This is a genomic window from Stutzerimonas kunmingensis, from assembly GCF_900114065.1.
In the GTDB taxonomy this organism is placed as follows: domain Bacteria; phylum Pseudomonadota; class Gammaproteobacteria; order Pseudomonadales; family Pseudomonadaceae; genus Stutzerimonas; species Stutzerimonas kunmingensis.
The window spans coordinates 88270-107104 of record NZ_FORS01000009.1; the positions used below are offsets into that span (position 1 = coordinate 88270).

Annotated in this window: 16 protein-coding genes; 7 read left to right on the forward strand and 9 right to left on the reverse strand. The window is 63.6% G+C overall.

The genetic code is table 11. The features are described 5' to 3' along the window. Position 1: 1 nt before the first annotated feature. Together BM275_RS18505 and BM275_RS18510 are read right to left on the reverse strand one after the other, a co-directional pair. Positions 2-388 carry a response regulator gene (locus BM275_RS18505; RefSeq protein WP_014822179.1) on the reverse strand — a complete coding sequence of 129 codons (387 nt, stop codon included), beginning with the start codon at positions 386-388 and terminating at the stop codon, positions 2-4. Between the two features lie 46 nt (positions 389-434). Further along, positions 435-3398: a PAS domain S-box protein gene (locus BM275_RS18510; RefSeq protein WP_090522836.1), complete on the reverse strand. Its 2964-nt coding sequence runs from the start codon at positions 3396-3398 to the stop codon at positions 435-437. Between the two features lie 316 nt (positions 3399-3714). Between BM275_RS18510 and desA the strand changes: the two genes are divergently transcribed. Next, positions 3715-4905, forward strand: coding sequence for a delta-9 fatty acid desaturase DesA (gene desA, locus BM275_RS18515; protein ID WP_090522838.1), 1191 nt, complete (start codon positions 3715-3717; stop codon positions 4903-4905). 124 nt (positions 4906-5029) lie between these two features. Then, entirely contained in the window at positions 5030-6028 is a 999-nt protein-coding gene (locus BM275_RS18520) for a GGDEF domain-containing protein (RefSeq protein ID WP_090522840.1), read from the forward strand. A 44-nt stretch (positions 6029-6072) separates the two neighbouring features. Here BM275_RS18520 and BM275_RS18525 read toward each other — a convergent pair whose 3' ends face one another. The 7 genes from BM275_RS18525 to BM275_RS18555 form a co-directional block, all read right to left on the reverse strand. Beyond that, a complete protein-coding gene (locus tag BM275_RS18525; RefSeq protein ID WP_090522842.1) occupies positions 6073-6453 on the reverse strand; it encodes a hypothetical protein in 381 nt (126 codons plus the stop codon). A gap of 80 nt (positions 6454-6533) precedes the next feature. Then, positions 6534-7130 (reverse strand): lytic murein transglycosylase, encoded by a 597-nt coding sequence (locus BM275_RS18530; RefSeq protein ID WP_090522844.1) that lies wholly within the window; start codon positions 7128-7130, stop codon positions 6534-6536. 115 nt (positions 7131-7245) lie between these two features. Beyond that, complete coding sequence (locus BM275_RS18535; RefSeq protein ID WP_090522845.1) at positions 7246-7923, reverse strand: hypothetical protein; 678 nt, start codon at positions 7921-7923, stop codon at positions 7246-7248. A gap of 49 nt (positions 7924-7972) precedes the next feature. Beyond that, the gene (aguA, locus tag BM275_RS18540) at positions 7973-9088 is read right to left on the reverse strand and encodes an agmatine deiminase (protein WP_090522847.1); all 1116 of its coding nucleotides are present in this window, start codon (positions 9086-9088) and stop codon (positions 7973-7975) included. A gap of 65 nt (positions 9089-9153) precedes the next feature. Next, positions 9154-10035 (reverse strand): N-carbamoylputrescine amidase, encoded by an 882-nt coding sequence (gene aguB / locus BM275_RS18545; protein WP_090522849.1) that lies wholly within the window; start codon positions 10033-10035, stop codon positions 9154-9156. Between the two features lie 132 nt (positions 10036-10167). Further along, positions 10168-10818 carry a TetR/AcrR family transcriptional regulator gene (locus BM275_RS18550; protein WP_090522851.1) on the reverse strand — a complete coding sequence of 217 codons (651 nt, stop codon included), beginning with the start codon at positions 10816-10818 and terminating at the stop codon, positions 10168-10170. Between the two features lie 74 nt (positions 10819-10892). Further along, a complete protein-coding gene (locus tag BM275_RS18555) occupies positions 10893-12266 on the reverse strand; it encodes a glutamine synthetase family protein (protein WP_014822170.1) in 1374 nt (457 codons plus the stop codon). A gap of 240 nt (positions 12267-12506) precedes the next feature. Here BM275_RS18555 and BM275_RS18560 point away from each other — a divergent pair, with 240 nt between their 5' ends. From BM275_RS18560 to BM275_RS18580, 5 genes are all read left to right on the forward strand, one after another. Beyond that, on the forward strand, positions 12507-13253 hold the full coding sequence (locus BM275_RS18560; protein ID WP_023445768.1) for a gamma-glutamyl-gamma-aminobutyrate hydrolase family protein: 747 nt from the start codon (positions 12507-12509) through the stop codon (positions 13251-13253). A 42-nt stretch (positions 13254-13295) separates the two neighbouring features. Further along, entirely contained in the window at positions 13296-14654 is a 1359-nt protein-coding gene (locus BM275_RS18565; RefSeq protein WP_044314247.1) for a glutamine synthetase family protein, read from the forward strand. A gap of 86 nt (positions 14655-14740) precedes the next feature. Continuing rightward, entirely contained in the window at positions 14741-16099 is a 1359-nt protein-coding gene (locus BM275_RS18570) for an aspartate aminotransferase family protein (protein ID WP_090522853.1), read from the forward strand. Positions 16100-16317: 218 nt separating this feature from the next. Further along, positions 16318-17415 carry a polyamine ABC transporter substrate-binding protein gene (locus BM275_RS18575; RefSeq protein WP_090522854.1) on the forward strand — a complete coding sequence of 366 codons (1098 nt, stop codon included), beginning with the start codon at positions 16318-16320 and terminating at the stop codon, positions 17413-17415. Between the two features lie 207 nt (positions 17416-17622). Continuing rightward, a complete protein-coding gene (locus tag BM275_RS18580) occupies positions 17623-18708 on the forward strand; it encodes a polyamine ABC transporter substrate-binding protein (RefSeq protein ID WP_090522856.1) in 1086 nt (361 codons plus the stop codon). The last annotated feature ends 127 nt before the right edge of the window (positions 18709-18835 follow it).

Consider the following 18835-nt stretch of genomic DNA (forward strand, 5'->3'; position numbering starts at 1 on the left):
CCTAGTATCGGCCACTCAGCCAGATGCTGCGAATCTGCTCGGCCAGCTGCATCGGGTCGAACGGCTTGACGATCACGTCGCGCGCGCCCAGCTTGCGCAGGTGCTCGATCTCGCTCGGCTGCACCTTGGCGGTCATGAATGTTACCGGAATCCGTTCCAGGTCGATGCGCTCGCGCAGCCTGAGCAGCGTCTGCGGGCCGTCCATGCCCGGCATCATCACGTCCAGCAGGATGAAGTCGGGGGCGAAGGCTTCGACTTCCTCCAGCGCCTGTGCGCCAGAGGAGCAGGACAGCACCTCGTATCCGCCAACGGCCTCCAGGGCCAGTTTGGTCACCGCCTGAATCGACGGATCGTCTTCAACGTGCAGGATGCGCCTTAGCTCGGCCATTGTGCCTCCGGGGGTCGTTAGCGTGCGCGTCCGCTTAACGGAAGCATCAGGCTTGATCTTGCGCCAGCGGCGCGACTGGTAATTCGCACCAGAAACAGGCGCCTTCGCCGGGTTCGGAATCGAAACCGATCCGGCCGTGCATGTGTTCGATCAGTTCCTTGCTGATGGCCAGGCCCAGGCCGGTGCCTTCCTTCTGGCGGCTGTTGGAGGAATCGGCCTGGGAGAATTTCTGGAATATCCGTGTGTGGAATTCAGGGGCAATACCCGGTCCCTGATCCCGTACCGAGATTCGCACCCAGTCATCGCGTCGCGCGCTGCCGAGCGTAACGGTGCCACCCTGCGGCGAGAATTTGACCGCATTGGAGATGAGATTGGCCAGTACCTGCTGCAACCGGTCGTCGTCTGCCATCAGCTGCACGTCCGGCGCTGGCAGTAGCTCCAGCGTGACGCCATGCTTGCTGGCGTAGCCCTGATTGGCGGCAATTGCCTGTTCCAGCTGCGCCGGCAGCGCATGCGCGCGCAGGTCGAGGGTCATCTTGCCGGCGACCAGCTTGTCCATGTCCAGCAGGTCGTCCACCAGGCGCCCCAGGCGCAGGCTGTTCTGGTGGGCGATGCTGATCATCTGGCGCATGTTTGGCGAGGGTTCGCCCAGGGCACCGCCGACGATCAGGCCGAGGGCGCCGGAGATCGATGTCAGTGGCGTACGCAGCTCGTGGCTGACGATGGACACCAGCTCGCTCTTCATCCGCTCGATGCGCTTGCGCTCGGTGATGTCGCGCACCAGGCCGATGAATCGGCGCTCGCCGTGGTGGTTGATCTGCGACACGCGCAACTCGATGGTGAAGGTTTCGCCGGTACGCCGCAGGGCAGTGAGTTCGCGGTTTTGTTCCAGCGCGCGAGGAATGCCGCGTCTTTCGTAGGTCTCCAGATAGCCATCGTGGGCGGAGCGGTCCGGCTCGGGCATGAGCATCGACAGGTTGCGGCCGATGACCTCCGCGGCGCTGTAGCCGAAGATCTGTTCGGCGGCATGGTTGAAGGTTTCGATGATGCCTCGGGCGTCGATGATGATGATGGCGTCGATCACGTTGTCGATCAGCATGCTCAGGTAGCGCTCGCGCTCCTGCATCTCTTCCTTGGCCAGCGCCTGATCTGTGACGTCCCAGATGAAACCGTCGCACCAGCCGACCGGGTCGTCACGGTCGTGCAGGACGCGGGCTTTTTCCCGCACGTAGACGGTCCGGCCTTCGGCATTGGTGAGGCGGTAGACGCCCTCGAAGGTGTCCTGCTCGGCGTGCTGCCGGGCCAGCTCCAGATCCTCGGGATGAATCAGGCTGGCGTAGCTGCGCACACGGTCGCCGACGAAATCGCTGGCCGGGTAGCCGGTCAGGCGTTCGATGCCGTCGCTCAGGTAACTCATGCGCCGGCGGCCGTCGTTGCGGCAGCGGTAGACCACGCCCGGCAGGTTGCTGACCATGGCGCGGAAGCGGCTCTCGCTCTTCTGCAGCGCGCGGGTGGCTTCCATCAGTTCGGTGATCTCAGTCACGAAGCCGTGCCAGAGCACGGTGCCGTCAGGACGTCGCTCGGCGGTGGCACGTCCCTCGGCCCAGAGCAAACCGCGTTGCGGATGCTGGATGCGGAACTCCACCGAGCCGGTTGTCGACCCAGCAGCCACACGCAGCAGTGCGGCTTTCAGTCGTGGCAGATCCTGCGGGTGAACGTGCACCAGGGCCTGGGAAGCATCTTCCAGTAGCCGCTGCGGGTCGATGCCGTACAGGTCACGTGCGCCCTCGCTGGCATAGAGGAAGGCATAACGGCCGTTGGCGAAGCGCTTGAGCTGAAACACCACGCCGGGCAACAGGCTGGCGATCTTCTGTGCGCGGTCGAGCAGGCGCTGGCGGCGTCGGCCCTGCTGTTGCTGGCTGAACTGATGCTGCAGCTGCGCGCCGATGCGCCGTTGCAGCAGTACCGCCAGGGTCAGCAGCAGCGCCTCGGCGATCAGCCAGGCCAGACTCCATTTGATCAGCAGCCGGCGCTCGGCCTGTTGGTGCTCCTGCTGCATCGCGGTGATGTCGCGCCAGACCAGCGCCGCTGCCAGCAGCGGCGCCGATGGCTGGGCCCGACGGTCGCTGTGCAGGGGAATCTGATTGAGCATGTAGGTGCGGCCGTCGGCACTCAGCAGGCGCAAGGCCAGGCCGCTCTCCGGCTCGGGCAACATGCCCTGCTGCGCCCAGTGCAGAATCTGCGTCGCCGAATGCTCGATCAGCAGCCAGTCGCCGTCGCTGCGCAGTTGCACGCCACTGGGGGATTCCACGTCCGCCGCCTGCAGTGCCTGACGATTGACCACCAGCGCCAGCCCGGCAGCCAGCTGATCGCCCAGCTCGGGCATTTCCGGCAGCACGTTGTAGCCGACTTCCAGGGCGCCGATGATCTCGCCGGACTCGCTGTCGGTGGCACGCAGAGGAACGATGGCGCGACTGCTGGCGCCGAGCGCATTGACCTCCATGCCGTACTGCATGCTGCCTTCGCTCATCGCGCGGCGCAGCATCGGGCGCTGCGCCGCCATTGCGTCACCGAAGCGCTCCGGTTGCTGCATGCGCAGCAGGGCGACCCCGGCGTCGCTCCAGAAGATCTGCAACTGCAGCGCGCCGTGGCGTTGCATGGCGCTCCAGGCCGGGCTCAACGCGGCGCGCAGACGCTGGCGTGCCAGTTCGATACGCGCGTCGTCCATGGCCCGGCCATCGCGCAGCACCGTATCGATCTGGCGCACCTGGCGCAGCACTTCGGCATTGCCGGCCAGCGCCGTGGCGACCATGTCGGCCTGCCGCCGCTGATTGAGCTGTGCGCTCTGCAGCGCCAGGCTCTGCAGTTCGCCGTGGGTGTCGATTTCCAAGTGCCAGGCGGCATCGCGCGCGCGGTAGTCATTGAATGCCAGGCTACCGAACAGCAGCACGAGTAGCAGGCTGCCGAGCGTGAAGATCCAGTGGGGTGTGGTGATGCCGGCGTTCGTCATCGGCGGGCCGGCCAGAGGCGCGAGGTGCTGCGCTCGACGTACGACGTTTGCATGAGCCGCAACTTTCCAGGGCAAAAAAGAAACAATGATAGCTCTATGCCAGTACGGCCGATAGCGTCTTCGGGAATGCACATCAGCATGGCGCTACGTGCCCAAAGCGTAGCGATTGCAGCCGAATCTGGCTAAAAAATCACCAGCTTTTAGACGGTCGGTCGGGCCGTTTCCTAGACTCGCCGATGCCTGGTGTTAGGCTGAAGGCAGGTGGACGCCAGCGGAGGTCGCTGGCGCACCGTTCTGCAAGAGGCACCCCGTTATCATGTGGCACACCGGTTTACTCGACCTGTCGGTCTGGCAACTCATCGCGACCACGCTGCTGCTGAGTCACGTCACCATCGTCAGCGTCACGGTCTACCTGCACCGTTACTCGGCGCACCGCTCGCTGGAGCTGAATCCGGCGCTCAAGCATTTCTTCCGCTTCTGGCTGTGGCTGACCACGGCGATGAACACCCGCGAGTGGACTGCCATCCATCGCAAGCACCACGCCAAATGCGAGACCCCCGACGACCCGCACAGCCCGGTACACAAGGGGCTGACTACGGTCGTGCGCAAGGGCGCCGAGCTGTACATGGAGGAGGCGAAGAACGAGGAAACCCTGCGTATCTATGGCAAGAACTGCCCGGACGACTGGATCGAGCGCAACCTCTATTCGCGTTTTCCCAATACCGGCATCGTGCTGATGCTGCTGATCGACCTGGCGCTGTTCGGCGCGCTCGGCCTCACCGTGTGGGCCGTGCAGATGATCTGGATTCCGTTCTGGGCCGCCGGTGTGGTCAACGGTCTCGGTCACGCGATCGGCTATCGCAACTTCGAATGCCGTGATGCGGCGACCAACCTCGTGCCCTGGGGCATCCTCATCGGTGGCGAAGAGCTGCACAACAACCACCATACCTATCCGAACTCGGCCAAGCTGTCGGTGCGCAAATGGGAGTTCGACATGGGCTGGGCCTGGATTCGCCTGTTCAGCCTGTTGCGGCTGGCAAAGGTCAACCGTACCGCGCCGATCGCCCACCGCATCGAGGGCAAGCAGCAGCTGGACATGGACAGCGCCATGGCGATCCTCAACAACCGTTTCCAGATCATGGCGCAGTACCGAAAGCTGGTCATCGTGCCGCTGGTGCGCCAGGAGCTGGGCCGCGCCGACGCCACGCTGCGTCATCAACTGCGCCGGGCCAAGCGTCTGCTGGCGCGGGAGCCGAGTCTGCTGCAGCAGGAGCAGCAGGCGCACATCGACGACATGCTGGCGCAGAGCCAGTCGCTCAAGGTGATCTACGAGAAGCGTCTGGCGCTGCAGCAGATCTGGACGCGAACCAGCTCGAACGGCCACGAAATGCTGGCGGCGATCAAACAGTGGGTGCACGAAGCGGAAGCCAGCGGCATCCAGTCGCTGCGCGAATTCGCCGAGCATCTGCGCACCTATTCCCTGCGCCCGTCGGTCGCCATCGCCTGACCTTCCATCGGCTCAAGCACAAGGCCTGCAGCCGGCCGGAACTTTGCCTCTGGCCGGCTCTCTGAACAGCATTCTCAACATGCAGTACCGTCGCAATCGCGACGGTCGTTTCAGGAAGAAGGCTATGCGGCTGGCGAGTAATCAGGGTGATTCGGGTATGGGCATGCTACCGGGCGGCGATGCGCAGACATTGCTGGCACTGATGCATGCGCGCGCGGAGGCTGCCCGCCTGGGCGAGCGCGAGCAACTGTTCAGCACCCTGCTGGGCGGCGTCAACGCCGTGCTCTGGGCGTTCGACTGGCAGGCGCAGCGGATGATCTACGTCAGCCCGGCCTACGAGCGCATCTTCGGTCGCTCACCGGCCCTGCTGCTGGCCGATTACGGCGAGTGGCGCAATGCGATCTATCCGGATGACGTCGAGTTCGCGCAGAAGAGCATGCTCGCCGTGCTCGACGAGGGCGCGGTGGAAACCCGCGAGTACCGCATCATCCGTGGCGACGGGCAGTTGCGCTGGTTGAGCGACAAGTGTTTCCTCGGCCGCCGCGCCGATCGTGGCCAGGGCCCGATCATCGTGGGTATCGCCGAAGACATCACCGAGAAGAAGCAGCTCGAAGGCGAACTGCAGCGCCTGGCCACTACCGATGTGCTGACCCAGAGCAGCAACCGCCGGCACTTCTTCGAATGCGCTCGTGCCGAGTTCGAGCGGGCGCGGCAGTTTGCTTCCTCGCTGGCGTTTCTGCTGCTGGATATCGATGACTTCAAGCGTATCAACGACACCCACGGCCACCAGATGGGCGATCAGGTGCTGCAGAAGGTGGCCCGCTGCGGCGCCGCCGTGCTGCGCCAGAGCGACCTGTTCGGGCGCATCGGCGGTGAGGAATTCGCCGCGGTGTTGCCAGGCTGTCAGCCGGATCTGGCTGAACAGATCGCCGAACGCCTGCAGCGCGAGATCGAACGGGTGGTGTTTACCGCCGACAACGGCGAGCGTTTCCGCGTCACCGCCAGCCTGGGCCTGACCTACTTGAAAGCCAGCGATCCCGAGCTGAGCAGCGTGTTCGCCCGCGCCGACGCGGCGATGTATACCGCCAAGCGCCTGGGCAAGAACCAGGTGATCGTCGGCTAATTGCGCCGGGCTGGCCGGGCTGGCTTGCCCGGCGCGCTCTGTCGTCACTGGCCAAGCTGCTGCCCGAAGCTCTCCATCTGCTGCTTGAACTCGGTGCATTTGGCCTGACGCTTGGACGCGGGGACATCCTTCCACTTTGCCTCGCTCTCCTTGACGCCGTCGGCAAAGGCCGTATCGAAAGCTGCCGGGTCCATCCCGGCGCGGGTCGCCTGGGTTTTTTGCTGCTCCCTATGCTCGGCAAGTTTCTCGTCGGTGTAGTCGTCGCAGACTTTAGCTGTCACATGCATGGCGCCACCAAACTTGGCCAGCTGCGCGTGCATGTTGGTCATCATCTGTTGATTCGGCTCCTGCGCCTGAGTGGTCGAGCTGATCAGCGTGAGCGCTGCGGCGAGCGCCAGGGATGGCAGGTGGATGGCTGAAGACATGATTGCTCCTATGATCAGTACTTGTTTATTCGGTGCGTGGCGAGGCCTCAGTGGTTTCGGCCTGATGGTTGTGATTCGACTCAGCGAAGCATTCGGTGAATGGCAATGGCTGCCTCGATCGCCTGGTCGTTGGTGATGTACTCCATGCTCTCCACTTTCTGCAGGGCGATACCGGCAGCCGTAGCGGTGACGGTGACCCGGCCGACGACCACCTGAGGGCCGATGATCCCCAGCTGAGCGCTGGGGTCCATACGCTTGCTGACATCTACCACGAAGCCGCCGATGTCCTCGGCGCGGGCGTCGTCATGGACCATGCCCAGTTTGCGAAGCATCTGTTCGTCCGAGGGTGTTTCGTCGATAGAAATGGCGATGGAAAGGCCGCCGCCTTTGACGTGCTGGGAGATATCGCCGCTCTGCATTTCCCGAGAAAGCCAGGAGCAGCTGATGCCATAGACGGTCACGTTGTCGTAACGGCCATCGTCCTGATCCACTAGGGCCAGACCATCCAGAAGCGGGGTGAGTCGCGCCGCGATCCGTTCACACTTGGGCAGCTGTTCCAGCGTCGGAACGGCGTTAGCGGCCTTGGGAATGGATGCTGAGCCCTCTTCTTCGCTGCAGCCACTGGCTGCGAGAGCGAGCGACAGCAGCACGAACTGGACTGAAAGGGGGATCGACAAGAGGTGTTTCCTGACGGGCGCTTGGATGTGTGACCGCACCAACGGTCAAGCGAACCCCAAATGTAGACCAGATCGACAGGGCTTCAAGTCAGCGGGGGCCTGCCGGGCTCTGGCATCAGCGCGACTTGCGGTATACGTCGTCGAAACGCACGTTGAGCCCGCCGCAGTGGCTGTTATCGGTCACCACCAGATTGCCGGCGACATGCTGCAGGGTCACCTGGCAGTCGTACTCGTCATCGCCTTCGCTGATCTTCAGCAGGTCGTCGGAGGGACGACCATGGCCGGAGAATGCCCCGACATGAACGATTGGCTCTCCGTAGCTGTTGAGGCCTCCTTGCCACATGGCCTCGCCTTCAACGGCGAAGGGCCCGTCGGGGGAGGGCTGGGTAATGAGGATGCTGTTGCTACCCGCGATGGGGTGCCAGCGGCCGATCCAGTCGCCGGCCGTGGGTACCGGCGTAGCCTGGTCGGTACGGACGTGGTGCGCGGGCAGCCAGCCGACGAACTCGCGCTTGCTGGAGAAATACCAGGCGCAGGCCCAGCCATCCGTCTCCTTGCCGACCAGCAGCTTGTCACCATTCACCAGATAGGCGCGTCGGATGCAGGATTCCTGCTCCGGGCAGCCAACCGCGTCATCGCGAAAATGCACGGGTTGATCTGCATTGGCTACAACCTCCGCATACCTTACCGCGCCGGCGAAGGCCGGAAAGAAGCCATTGCGACAGGAATACGGCTCGGTAGCCTGCGCTGATGGCGCCAGTAGCATGCATAGCAGGATGGCTCTGATTCGCACGGTGCGCGGTCTCCTCATTACAGCCATGTTGACCCGCCCAGGGGATCAACTACATGGCTGATCGGTTCAGCGGTGCCGGCTGCTGCTGGGTGATGCAGTGGATGTTGCCGCCGCCGAGGAGAATCTCGCGGCCGGGCACCATGACGACCTGATGCTCCGGAAATACCCGCGCCAGGATGCGCTCGGCCTCGGCGTCCAGCGGGCCGCCGAAGGCCGGGGCGATGATGCCGCCGTTGACGATGAGGAAGTTCACGTAGCTGCCGGCCAGGCGTATCGACGGGTCGCGCGGCTGGCTGCCGTCCAGCGCGAGCACCCCGGCGCATTCTTCGGCAGTCGCATGCAGCGGGCCGGGAATCGGCATCTTGTGCACCGTCAGCGTGCGGCCCTTGGCGTCGCGAACGCTCTGCAGCACGGCCATGGCCGCCTGACAGCGCTCGAAGTTGGGGTCGTTCGCATCGTCGGTCCAGGCCAGCAGTACTTCGCCCGGGCGCACGAAGCAGCAGAAGTTGTCGACGTGGCCGTCGGTTTCATCGTTGAACAGGCCGTGCGGCAGCCAGATGATGCTGTCGACCGCCAGCAGTTCCCGCAGCACGCTCTCGATCTGCTCGCGGGACAGATGCGGGTTGCGATTGCGATTGAGCAGGCATTCCTCGGTGGTGATCAGCGTGCCCTCGCCGTCGACGTGGATCGAGCCGCCCTCGAGCACGAAACCCTCGGTGCGGTAGCGGTCGCAGTATTCGAGTTCGAGGATCTTACGCGCCACTTCGTCGTCGCGCTGCCAGTCGGCATAGAGGCCGCCGTCTTCACCGCCCCAGGCATTGAACGTCCAGTCGACGCCGCGCAGGCCGCCTTGGTCGTCGATGACGAAGGTCGGCCCGGTATCGCGCACCCAGGCGTCGTCGGTGCTCAGTTCCACCACGCGGATGCGCGGATCGTCCAGTGCCGCGCGGGCTGCGAGGTACTGCTCGGCGCTGGCGCAGACGGTAACCGGCTCGAAGTGTGCAATGGCCTTGGCGACACCGGTGAACGCGGCCTGCGCGGGCGCGCCGTTGTCACGCCAGTTGTCCGGGCGTTGCGGCCAGACCATCCAGGTCTGGCTGTGCGGTGCCCATTCGGCGGGCATGAAGTAGCCATCGGTACGCGGCGTGGTGGTCAGGGTGGTCATCTGCATCTCTCATGACGCGGGAAAGGACAGGCTTTTCCCGTGGTTCGTAGCGGCGGGCGCGCGGCTCACTCTGAAGGCTGCGAGCCGTCCAGGGTCCGGATCGAGCCGTAGAGATTCGGCCGGCGATCGCGGAACACGCCCCAGGCGCTGCGGATGTTTTCGAGCTGGTCGAGATCGAACTGGTGCACCAGCACGCCCTCGCTGGTTTCGTCCATTTCCTCGACCTTGGCCCCGAACTGGTCGGCGATGAACGACGAGCCGTAGAAGGTGATGTCGTAGCCGTCCTGCTCTTCGCGGCCGATGCGGTTGCTGGCGATCAGCGGCATCAGGTTGGCGCCGGCATGGCCCTGCTGCACGCGCTGCCAGTGGTCGCGCGAGGTGATGTTCGGGTCGTGCGGCTCGCTGCCGATGGCGGTCGGGTAGAACAGCAGTTCTGCGCCCATCAGCGCCATGCTGCGCGCGGTTTCGGGGAACCACTGATCCCAGCAGATGGCCACGCCGATCTTGGCGTAGCGGGTGTTCCACACCTTGAAGCCGGTGTCGCCCGGGTTGAAGTAGTACTTCTCGTGGTAGCCGGGGCCATCCGGAATGTGGCTTTTACGGTAGACGCCGAGCAGCTTGCCGTCGGCATCGATGATGGCGATGGAATTGAAGCGGGCGCGGCCGGCCAGCTCGAAGAAGCTGATCGGCAGCACCACCTGCAGTTCGGCGGCGACCTTCTGGAAATGCTGGATGGCCGGGTTTTCCTCGACCGGCGTCGCCAGCTGCAGGTACTCGGCGTTGGGCTTCTGGCAGAAGTAGGGCGTCTCGAACAGCTCCTGAATGAGGATGATCTGCGCGCCCTTGGCGGCGGCCTCGCGCACCAGCTTGTCGGCATTGGCGATGTTGGCCTGGCTATCCCAGGAACAGGCCATCTGGGTGGCGGCAACGGTAACGACTCGGGACATGAAAACCTCGCGGCTGCAGTTGAAAGGGCGACGGCTATCGAAAGCGCAAATTTATTCGATAGTTATCTGGATTGATAGGGGGATGGACGCCGATGGTAAAAAAATGGCTGACCATTTATCGATATTTATCGGTCAGTGGTTCGGTGTTTTCCGCTTCGGCAGGCATGGCGGCAGATACAGGCCGAGATAGGCATCGAATACACGCAGGCCTTCCTCGGCCATGCGTGGCGTCAGGCTGCCGTACAGCTGTATGGATCGAGCATAGACGCGGTCGCCGAGTTCCACGGCCAACGCAAAGACATCGATGTCCTGCGGTAGAGGCGGCAGGGCGAAATGTCGCTCGAACACGGCCTGCATCGCCTGCCCGAGTTCCAGGTCCAGACGCTGATCGGTCTGCGTCACCTCGCCGAGGCCGTGCTGCACGAGGATCAGCTGGCGGGCGGCGCTGTCCTGTTCGTAGACATCGAGCATTCGCTGTTCGATCAGCCGCGACAGGTCGCGCCAGCTGCTCAGGCTCTGGTGATCGATGGGCTGCTCGAGGCTGTCCCTGAACCTCGCGTGCACATCGGCCGTGAGCGCCGCGAGCAATGCTGGCACGCCGGAGAAGAAGTGGTAGACGGAAGAGGGCGGAATGCCGGCGCGCTCCGCCACCGCGTACACCGATAGCGTCGCGGCGCCCTGCTCGGCGAGCAGTTCACGGGCGCTGGAGAGAATCTGGCGGATGCGCGCCTGGCTGCTGGCGCGCGGGCGGCGACTGGGCGTCGCGGGGCTGGGCTTGGTCATCGGCCTATTTGAAGCCAGCACGGCGGCGGATGCAAACCGCCGTGGCGGTCGCCCCGCTGCGCGCGGATCTGCGGTTAGACAGTGTGCAGATACCAGTTGTACTCGAGGTCCGAGATCGAGTGTTCGAACTCGGCCAGTTCGCTCTCCTTGCAGGCGACGAAGATGTCGATGTAGTCCGGGCTGATGTAGCGCGCCATGATCTCGCTGTCGTCCAGCTCGCGCAGGGCGTCGCGCAGGTTGGTCGGCAGGCTCTGCTCGACCTGCTCGTAGGAGTTGCCCTCGATGGGGTCGTCCGGCTCGATCTTGTTGGTCAGGCCGTGATGCACCCCGGCGAGGATGCCGGCGAGCAGCAGGTAGGGGTTGGCGTCGGCGCCGGCGACCCGATGTTCCACACGCACGGCGTCGGGGCTGTCGGTCGGCACGCGCAGCGCCACGGTGCGGTTGTCCATGCCCCAGCACGGCGCATTGGGCACGTAGAACTGGGCGCCGAAACGGCGATAGGAATTTACGTTGGGGCAGAGGAAGGCCATCGAGGCCGCCATGGTCTGCTGCAGGCCGCCGATGGCGTGACGCAGCGGTTCGCTGTCCAGCGGATTCTCGGTGGCGAATATGTTGTTGCCATTCTTGTCGAGCAGCGAGATATGCACGTGCAGCCCGTTGCCGGCCTGGCCCGGATAGGGCTTGGCCATGAAGGTGGTGTCCATCTCGTGGTCGTAGGCGATGTTTTTGATCAGGCGCTTGAGCAGTACCGCGTAATCGCACGCCTTGATCGGATCGGCGACGTGATGCAGGTTGACCTCGAACTGCGCCGGGGCGCTTTCCTTGACGATGGCGTCGGCCGGAATGCCCTGTTCCTTGGCGCCTTCGAGAATGTCCTGCAGGCAATCGACGTACTCGTCGAGATCGTCGATCAGATAGACCTGGGTCGAGTGTGGGCGCTTGCCGGAGATCGGCGAGCGCGGTGGCTGCGGCCGGCCGTTGATGTTCTCCTGATCGATCAGATAGAACTCGAGCTCGAAGGCGGCACAGATGGTCAGGCCCAGCTCGTCGAACTTGCTCACCACCTGGCGCAAGACCTCGCGCGGGTCGGCGAAGAAGGGGTCGCCGTCGCGCTCGTGCATGGTCATCAGCAGCTGCGCAGTGGGACGCTTCTGCCAGGGTTCCTTGCACAGCGTGTTGGGGATCGGGAAACAGGTGCGGTCGGAGTCGCCGATATCCATGCCCAGGCCGGTGCTTTCAACGGTGATTCCGTTGATGTCGAGGGCGAACAGCGAAGCGGGGAGGTTGATGCCCTTTTCGTAGACCTTGTGCAGGCTGGCGCGCTCGATGCGCTTGCCGCGCACGACTCCATTCATGTCGGTGATCAGCAGATCGACGTACTGAACCTCCGGATGTTCCTTGAGAAATGCGTTAGCTTCGTTGAGCTGAACGGCACGCGGCGGGGCCATGATGAATTACCTTAATTGTTAAAAATTTCAATCATCAGATGCTTGTCTGGGAGTCAATCGAAAAGCCTGTTCACTGTCAATAGTAGCCCGCCAGCGCCCCATGAGTGCCCACAATGGGCCTTTTTTGGGGCATCTCCGGTGCGCTGAATCCATCGCACGCCGGGCTAATACTCGGGCTATTGTCTATAAAAATGAACAAGACTACTCTCCGGTATGCCCCATTCGAACGACGAGTATCCCATGCCTCGCAAGCCCCTGATCGGCGTTTCGGCCTGTACCAAGCAGATCGGACATCACGGCTTCCACATCGCCGGTGACAAGTACCTGCGTGCCGCGGCGATTGCCGGCGTGCCGCTGGTGATTCCGGCGCTGGATGAGCTGATCGATCCGGCAACGCTGCTGGAAACCTTCGATGGCCTGCTGTTCACCGGCTCGCCGTCGAACGTCGAGCCACATCACTATGGCGGCCCGGCGAGCGAGACGGGCACCCATCATGATCCGCTGCGCGACCGTCTCACCCTGCCGCTGATTCGCGCGGCTGTCGAGGCGGGCATCCCGGTGTTCGGCATCTGCCGTGGGTTTCAGGAAATGAACGTAGCCTTTGGCGGCAGCCTGCACCAGAAGGTTCACGAAGCCGGCCCCTATCAGGACCACCGCGAACGTCCGGACGATCCATTGGAGGTGCAGTACGGACTCAGCCATCCGCTGCACGTGCAGCCGGGCGGGCTACTCGAGCGGCTGGGCCTGCCGGCGCAGATCCAGGTCAACTCGGTGCATGGCCAGGGCGTCGAGCGGCTTGGAGCCGGTCTGCGCATCGAGGCGCTGGCGCCGGACGGACTGATCGAGGCGTTCTCCGTCGAGCAGGCGCGCAGCTTCGCCCTCGGCGTGCAGTGGCACCCAGAGTGGAAGGTTCACGAGCATCCGCATTATCTGACGCTGTTCCGCGGCTTCGCCGAAGCCTGCGAGGCGCGCGCCCGACAACGCTGACGGCCGACCCAGGCGGCCCTCCCCAGCAACCCCGAGGTCAACATGAGTATCCAACTCGACCAGCTCACCGGCTGGCTGAAAGAACACAAGATCACCGAAGTGGAATGCCTGATCAGCGACCTGACCGGGATCGCCCGCGGCAAGATTTCACCAACCAACAAGTTCCTCGGCGAGAAAGGCATGCGCCTGCCGGAAAGCGTGTTGCTGCAGACCGTGACCGGCGATTACGTCGAGGACGATATCTACTACGAGCTGCTCGACCCGGCCGATATCGACATGTTCTGCCGCCCTGACCCGAACGCCGTATTTCTCGTGCCCTGGGCCATCGAGCCCACCGCCCAGGTGATCCACGACACCTACGACAAGATGGGCAATCCCATCGAACTGTCGCCGCGCAACATCTTGAAGCGCGTGTTGAAGATGTACGCCGACCGTGGCTGGCAGCCCATCGTCGCGCCGGAGATGGAGTTCTACCTGACCAAGCGCTGTGAGGACCCGGACCTGCCGTTCCAGCCGCCGATCGGCCGCTCAGGCCGCCAGGAAACCGGCCGCCAGTCGTTCTCCATCGACGCCGCCAACGAGTTCGATCCGCTGTTCGAGGACATGTACGACTGGTGCGAAGCGCAGGGCCTGGATCTGGACACCCTGATCCACGAGGAAGGCACCGCGCAGATGGAGATCAACTTCCGTCACGGCGAAGCACTGCACCTGGCCGACCAGATCCTGGTGTTCAAGCGCACCATGCGCGAGGCGGCGCTCAAGCACAACGTTGCCGCCACCTTCATGGCCAAGCCGATGACCGGCGAGCCAGGCAGCGCGATGCACCTGCACCAGAGCGTCATCGACCTCAAGACCGGGCGCAATATCTTCTCCAGTGAAGACGGCTCCATGAGCCAGCTGTTCCTGCACCACGTCGGCGGCCTGCAGAAGTACATCCCCGAGCTGCTGCCGATGTTCGCGCCGAACGTCAATTCGTTCCGCCGCTTCCTGCCCGACACCTCGGCGCCGGTGAACGTCGAGTGGGGTGAGGAGAACCGCACCGTGGGCCTGCGCGTGCCGGACTCCGACCCGCAGAACCGCCGCGTCGAGAACCGCCTCGCGGGCGCCGACGCCAACCCTTACCTGGCCATCGCCGCGAGCCTGCTGTGCGGCTACATCGGCATGGTCGAGCAGCTGCCACCGAGCCAGCCGGTCAAGGGCCGTGGCTATGAACGGCGCAACCTGCGCCTGCCGCTGACCCTGGAAGCAGCGCTGGAGCGGATGGAAACCTGTCGTGAGCTGGAGAAATACCTGAGCCCGAAATTCATCACCGGCTACGTCGCGGTTAAACGCGCCGAGCAGGAGAACTACCACCGCGTGATCAGCTCATGGGAGCGGGAATTCCTGATGCTGTCGGTGTAGGGCCGCTTCCGCCGGAGCCGGTCGTAGGGTGGATGACGCTTTTCTCGTCCACCGAACATGCACGAACTTTTATCGAGAGGTGACTGATGAGCGATTCGCAAACCCTGCACTGGCAAGCGCTGAGCCGCGACCATCATCTGCCGCCGTTCACCGATTACAAGGCGCTGAACGCCAAAGGCACGCGCATCATCACCAAGGCGTCAGGCGTCTATCTGTGGGACAGCGAAGGCCACAAGATCCTCGACGCCATGGCCGGGCTCTGGTGTGTCAACCTGGGCTATGGCCGCGAGGAGCTGGTCGAGGCCGCGACCAGGCAGATGCGCGAGCTGCCGTACTACAACCTGTTCTTCCAGACCGCCCACCCGCCGGCCGTGGCGCTGGCCAAGGCGATTGCCGACATCGCGCCGGCCGGGATGAACCACGTGTTCTTCACCGGCTCCGGCTCGGAGGCCAACGACACCGTGCTGCGCATGGTGCGCCATTACTGGGCGATCAAGGGCCAGCCGGCGAAGAAGGTGGTCATCGGCCGCTGGAATGGCTATCACGGCTCGACCATCGCCGGCGCCAGCCTCGGTGGCATGAAGGCCATGCATGAGCAGGGCGACGGTCCGATCCCGGGCATCGAGCATATCGACCAGCCCTACTGGTTCGGCGAGGGCGGCGACATGGGCCCGGAAGAGTTCGGCGTGCGCATCGCCGACCAGCTGGAGCAGAAGATCCTCGAGGTCGGCGAGGACAAGGTCGCCGCCTTCATCGCCGAACCGATCCAGGGCGCCGGCGGCGTGATCATCCCGCCCGAGAGCTACTGGCCGCGGGTCAAGGAAATCCTCGCGCGCTACGACATCCTCTTCATCGCCGACGAGGTCATCTGCGGCTTCGGCCGTACCGGTGAGTGGTTCGGTAGCGACTACTACGGCCTCGAGCCGGACCTGATGCCGATCGCCAAGGGCCTGACCTCAGGCTACATCCCCATGGGCGGCGTGGTGGTGCGCGACGAAGTGGTGCACACGCTCAACGAGGGCGGCGAGTTCTACCACGGCTTCACCTACTCGGGGCATCCGGTGGCCGCCGCGGTGGCGCTGGAGAACATCCGCATCCTGCGCGAGGAGAAGATCGTCGAGCGGGTGAAGACGAAGACGGCACCCTATTTGCAGTCGCGTTGGCAGGAACTGCTCGAGCATCCGCTGGTAGGCGAGGCGCGTGGCGTCGGCCTGCTCGGCGCGCTCGAGTTGGTGAAGAACAAGAAGACCCGCGAACGTTTTGCCGATCCCGGTGTGGGCATGCTCTGTCGCGAGCACTGCTTCCGCAACGGCCTGGTGATGCGTGCGGTTGGCGACACCATGATCATCTCGCCGCCGCTGGTGATCAGCGAAGAGCAGATCGACGAGCTGGTCGGCAAGGTGCGGTTGTGCCTCGACGCCACGGCCAAGGATGCGCTGGGTTGAGCCGTGCGGCGGCCCGCGCCAGCTGAGCTAAGGTTGTCGTTTGCACCGCTGTGCGTTCGGCTTGTTGAAAAGAGGGTCCTGACCTTGCCAGACTGCGCGCGTGCTGGAGGCCAGACCTGCCGAGGGGTGTGTCGATGCCGCCACACCGCCAGGCCGCCGCGTTGTTCATGGCCTGTTCCACTGCCCCGACATTAATGATGACAACAGGAGCTGCACGGATGAATCCCTTCGCCAAGACACTACTTGCCATGACGCTGGCCGGCACCGTTGCCGGGGCTGCGCAGGCCCAGGAAAAGGTTCTGCACGTCTACAACTGGTCCGACTACATCGCCGAAGACACCCTGGAGAACTTCACCAAGGAAACCGGCATCAAGGTCGTCTACGACGTCTTCGACAGCAACGAAGTGCTGGAAGCCAAGCTGCTGGCCGGCAGCTCCGGTTATGACGTGGTGGTGCCGTCCAACCCCTTCCTGGCCAAGCAGATCAAGGCCGGCGTGTTCCAGAAACTGGACAAGTCCAAGCTGCCGAACTGGGAAAACCTCGACAAGGACCTGCTCAAGGCGCTGGATCCGAGCGATCCGGGCAACCAGTATTCCGTTCCCTACATGTGGGGCACCATTGGCATCGGCTACAACGTCGACAAGGTCAAGGCCGTGTTGGGTGACAACGCGCCGGTGGATTCCTGGGACCTGGTGTTCAAGCCGGAAAACATCGAGAAGCTGAAGTCCTGCGGCGTTTCCTTCCTCGATTCGCCGACCGAAATCCTGCCCGCCGCCCTGCATTACCTGGGCTACGCCCCGGACAGCGGCAAGGCCGACGAGCTGAAGAAGGCCGAAGAGCTGTTCATGCAGATCCGTCCGCATGTGGCCTACTTCCACTCTTCCAAGTACATCTCCGACCTGGCCAATGGCGAGTCCTGCGTGGCGATCGGCTATTCGGGTGACATCTATCAGGCCAAGGCGCGCGCCGAGGAAGCCGGCAACGGCGTCAACGTCGGCTACAAGATTCCCAAGGAAGGTGCCGGCAGCTTCTTCGACATGCTGGCCGTACCGGCTGACGCCAAGAACGTCGAGAGCGCCCACGTCTTCATCAACTACCTGATGAAGCCTGAAGTCATGGCGTCGATCACCGACTACGTGCAGTTCCCCAACGGCAACGCCGCGGCCACCCCGCTGGTGGACGAAGCGATTCGCACCGACCCGGGCATCTACCCGAGCCAGGACGTGCTGAAGAAGCTGTACACCTTCCCCGACCTCGATCCGAAAACCCAGCGCGCCATGACCCGCAGCTGGACCAAGATCAAGTCGGGTCGCTGATCCGACCGATCCGTTGCCGGGCCGCATGGAGCATGCGTACCGGCACCGAAGCCTGGTTGAGCGCAGCTCGTCGCGTAGCCACGTTCCCTGTCTTTTGTGATGCACCGACATTTGCATCAAATCTGTTGATTTTCAGAGGTTTTTCCAATAAACAGCCCGCCTTTCCCGCCGGGATCACGCGCGGCCTGTAACAAGAGGACTCATCCCATGCGCTCGACACTCAAGTCGTTGATCGTCGCCGCCGCCGTAGCCGGTGCGGCCACCGCCCAGGCCGCCTCCGTGCATATCTACAACTGGTCGGATTACATCGGCGAAACGACGCTGGAGGAGTTCGAGAAGGAGACTGGCATCAAGCCCGTCTACGATGTCTTCGATTCCAACGAAACCCTTGAAGGCAAGCTGCTGGCCGGCCGTAGCGGCTACGACGTGGTGGTGCCTTCCAACCATTTTCTCGGCAAGCAGATTCGCGCCGGTGCCTTCCAGCCGCTGGACAAGAGCAAGCTGCCGAACTGGGAAAACATCGATCCGGCACTGCTCAAGCAGCTGCAGAAGAATGATCCCGACAATGCCCATGCGGCGCCCTATCTGTGGGGCACCAACGGCATCGGCTACAACGTCGAGAAGGTCAAGGCCGCACTGGGCGTCGACACGATCGACTCGTGGGCGGTGATCTTCGAACCGGAGAACGCCGAGAAGCTGGCCAGTTGCGGCATCGCCTTCCTCGATTCGGCCGATGAGATGATCCCGGCCATGCTCAATTACCTGGGGCTCGACCCCAACAGCGAGAACGCGGCGGACTATCAGAAGGCCGAGGAGAAGCTCCTGGCCGTGCGGCCGCATGTACGTTATTTCCACTCGTCCAAGTACATTTCCGATCTGGCCAATGGCAATATCTGCGTCGCCGCCGGGTTCTCCGGTGATGTGTTCCAGGCCGCCGCCCGCGCCGAGGAAGCCGGCAAGGGTGTCGAGATCGCCTATGCCATTCCCAAGGAGGGCGCGAACCTCTGGTTCGACATGCTCGCCATCCCCGCGGATGCCAGCAATGTCGAAGAAGCCCATGCCTTCATCAACTACCTGCTGCGCCCCGAGGTGATTGCCGCGGTGAGCGACTACGTCGGTTACGCCAACCCCAATCTCAACGCGGGCGAGCTGATGGACCAGGAAGTGCGTGGCGATGCGTCGGTGTATCCGCCGCAGGAAGTGCTCGACCGGCTGTACGTCTCCGCTGAGCTACCGCCGAAGATTCAACGTCTTTCGACGCGCTCCTGGACCAAGGTGAAATCCGGCAAGTGAACTCCATGGCCTGTTCCCGTTTAGTCTGCGGCATTGCCGGGACGAATCGGAACCGGCCGATCGGGAGCATGTCAGGCGACGCGCTCTCTGCAACGACCATTAGATCCCCGGCCCAGGCCGGCCAACC

Bases quoted from the DNA above. Each gene is read 5' to 3' on its own strand.
- BM275_RS18505 (WP_014822179.1), bottom strand. From the start codon at position 388: ATGGCCGAGCTAAGGCGCATCCTGCACGTTGAAGACGATCCGTCGATT.
- BM275_RS18510 (WP_090522836.1), bottom strand. From the start codon at position 3,398: ATGACGAACGCCGGCATCACCACACCCCACTGGATCTTCACGCTCGGC.
- desA (WP_090522838.1), top strand. From the start codon at position 3,715: ATGTGGCACACCGGTTTACTCGACCTGTCGGTCTGGCAACTCATCGCG.
- BM275_RS18520 (WP_090522840.1), top strand. From the start codon at position 5,030: ATGCGGCTGGCGAGTAATCAGGGTGATTCGGGTATGGGCATGCTACCG.
- BM275_RS18525 (WP_090522842.1), bottom strand. From the start codon at position 6,453: ATGTCTTCAGCCATCCACCTGCCATCCCTGGCGCTCGCCGCAGCGCTC.
- aguA (WP_090522847.1), bottom strand. From the start codon at position 9,088: ATGACCACCCTGACCACCACGCCGCGTACCGATGGCTACTTCATGCCC.
- aguB (WP_090522849.1), bottom strand. From the start codon at position 10,035: ATGTCCCGAGTCGTTACCGTTGCCGCCACCCAGATGGCCTGTTCCTGG.
- BM275_RS18550 (WP_090522851.1), bottom strand. From the start codon at position 10,818: ATGACCAAGCCCAGCCCCGCGACGCCCAGTCGCCGCCCGCGCGCCAGC.
- BM275_RS18555 (WP_014822170.1), bottom strand. From the start codon at position 12,266: ATGGCCCCGCCGCGTGCCGTTCAGCTCAACGAAGCTAACGCATTTCTC.
- BM275_RS18560 (WP_023445768.1), top strand. From the start codon at position 12,507: ATGCCTCGCAAGCCCCTGATCGGCGTTTCGGCCTGTACCAAGCAGATC.
- BM275_RS18565 (WP_044314247.1), top strand. From the start codon at position 13,296: ATGAGTATCCAACTCGACCAGCTCACCGGCTGGCTGAAAGAACACAAG.
- BM275_RS18570 (WP_090522853.1), top strand. From the start codon at position 14,741: ATGAGCGATTCGCAAACCCTGCACTGGCAAGCGCTGAGCCGCGACCAT.
- BM275_RS18575 (WP_090522854.1), top strand. From the start codon at position 16,318: ATGAATCCCTTCGCCAAGACACTACTTGCCATGACGCTGGCCGGCACC.
- BM275_RS18580 (WP_090522856.1), top strand. From the start codon at position 17,623: ATGCGCTCGACACTCAAGTCGTTGATCGTCGCCGCCGCCGTAGCCGGT.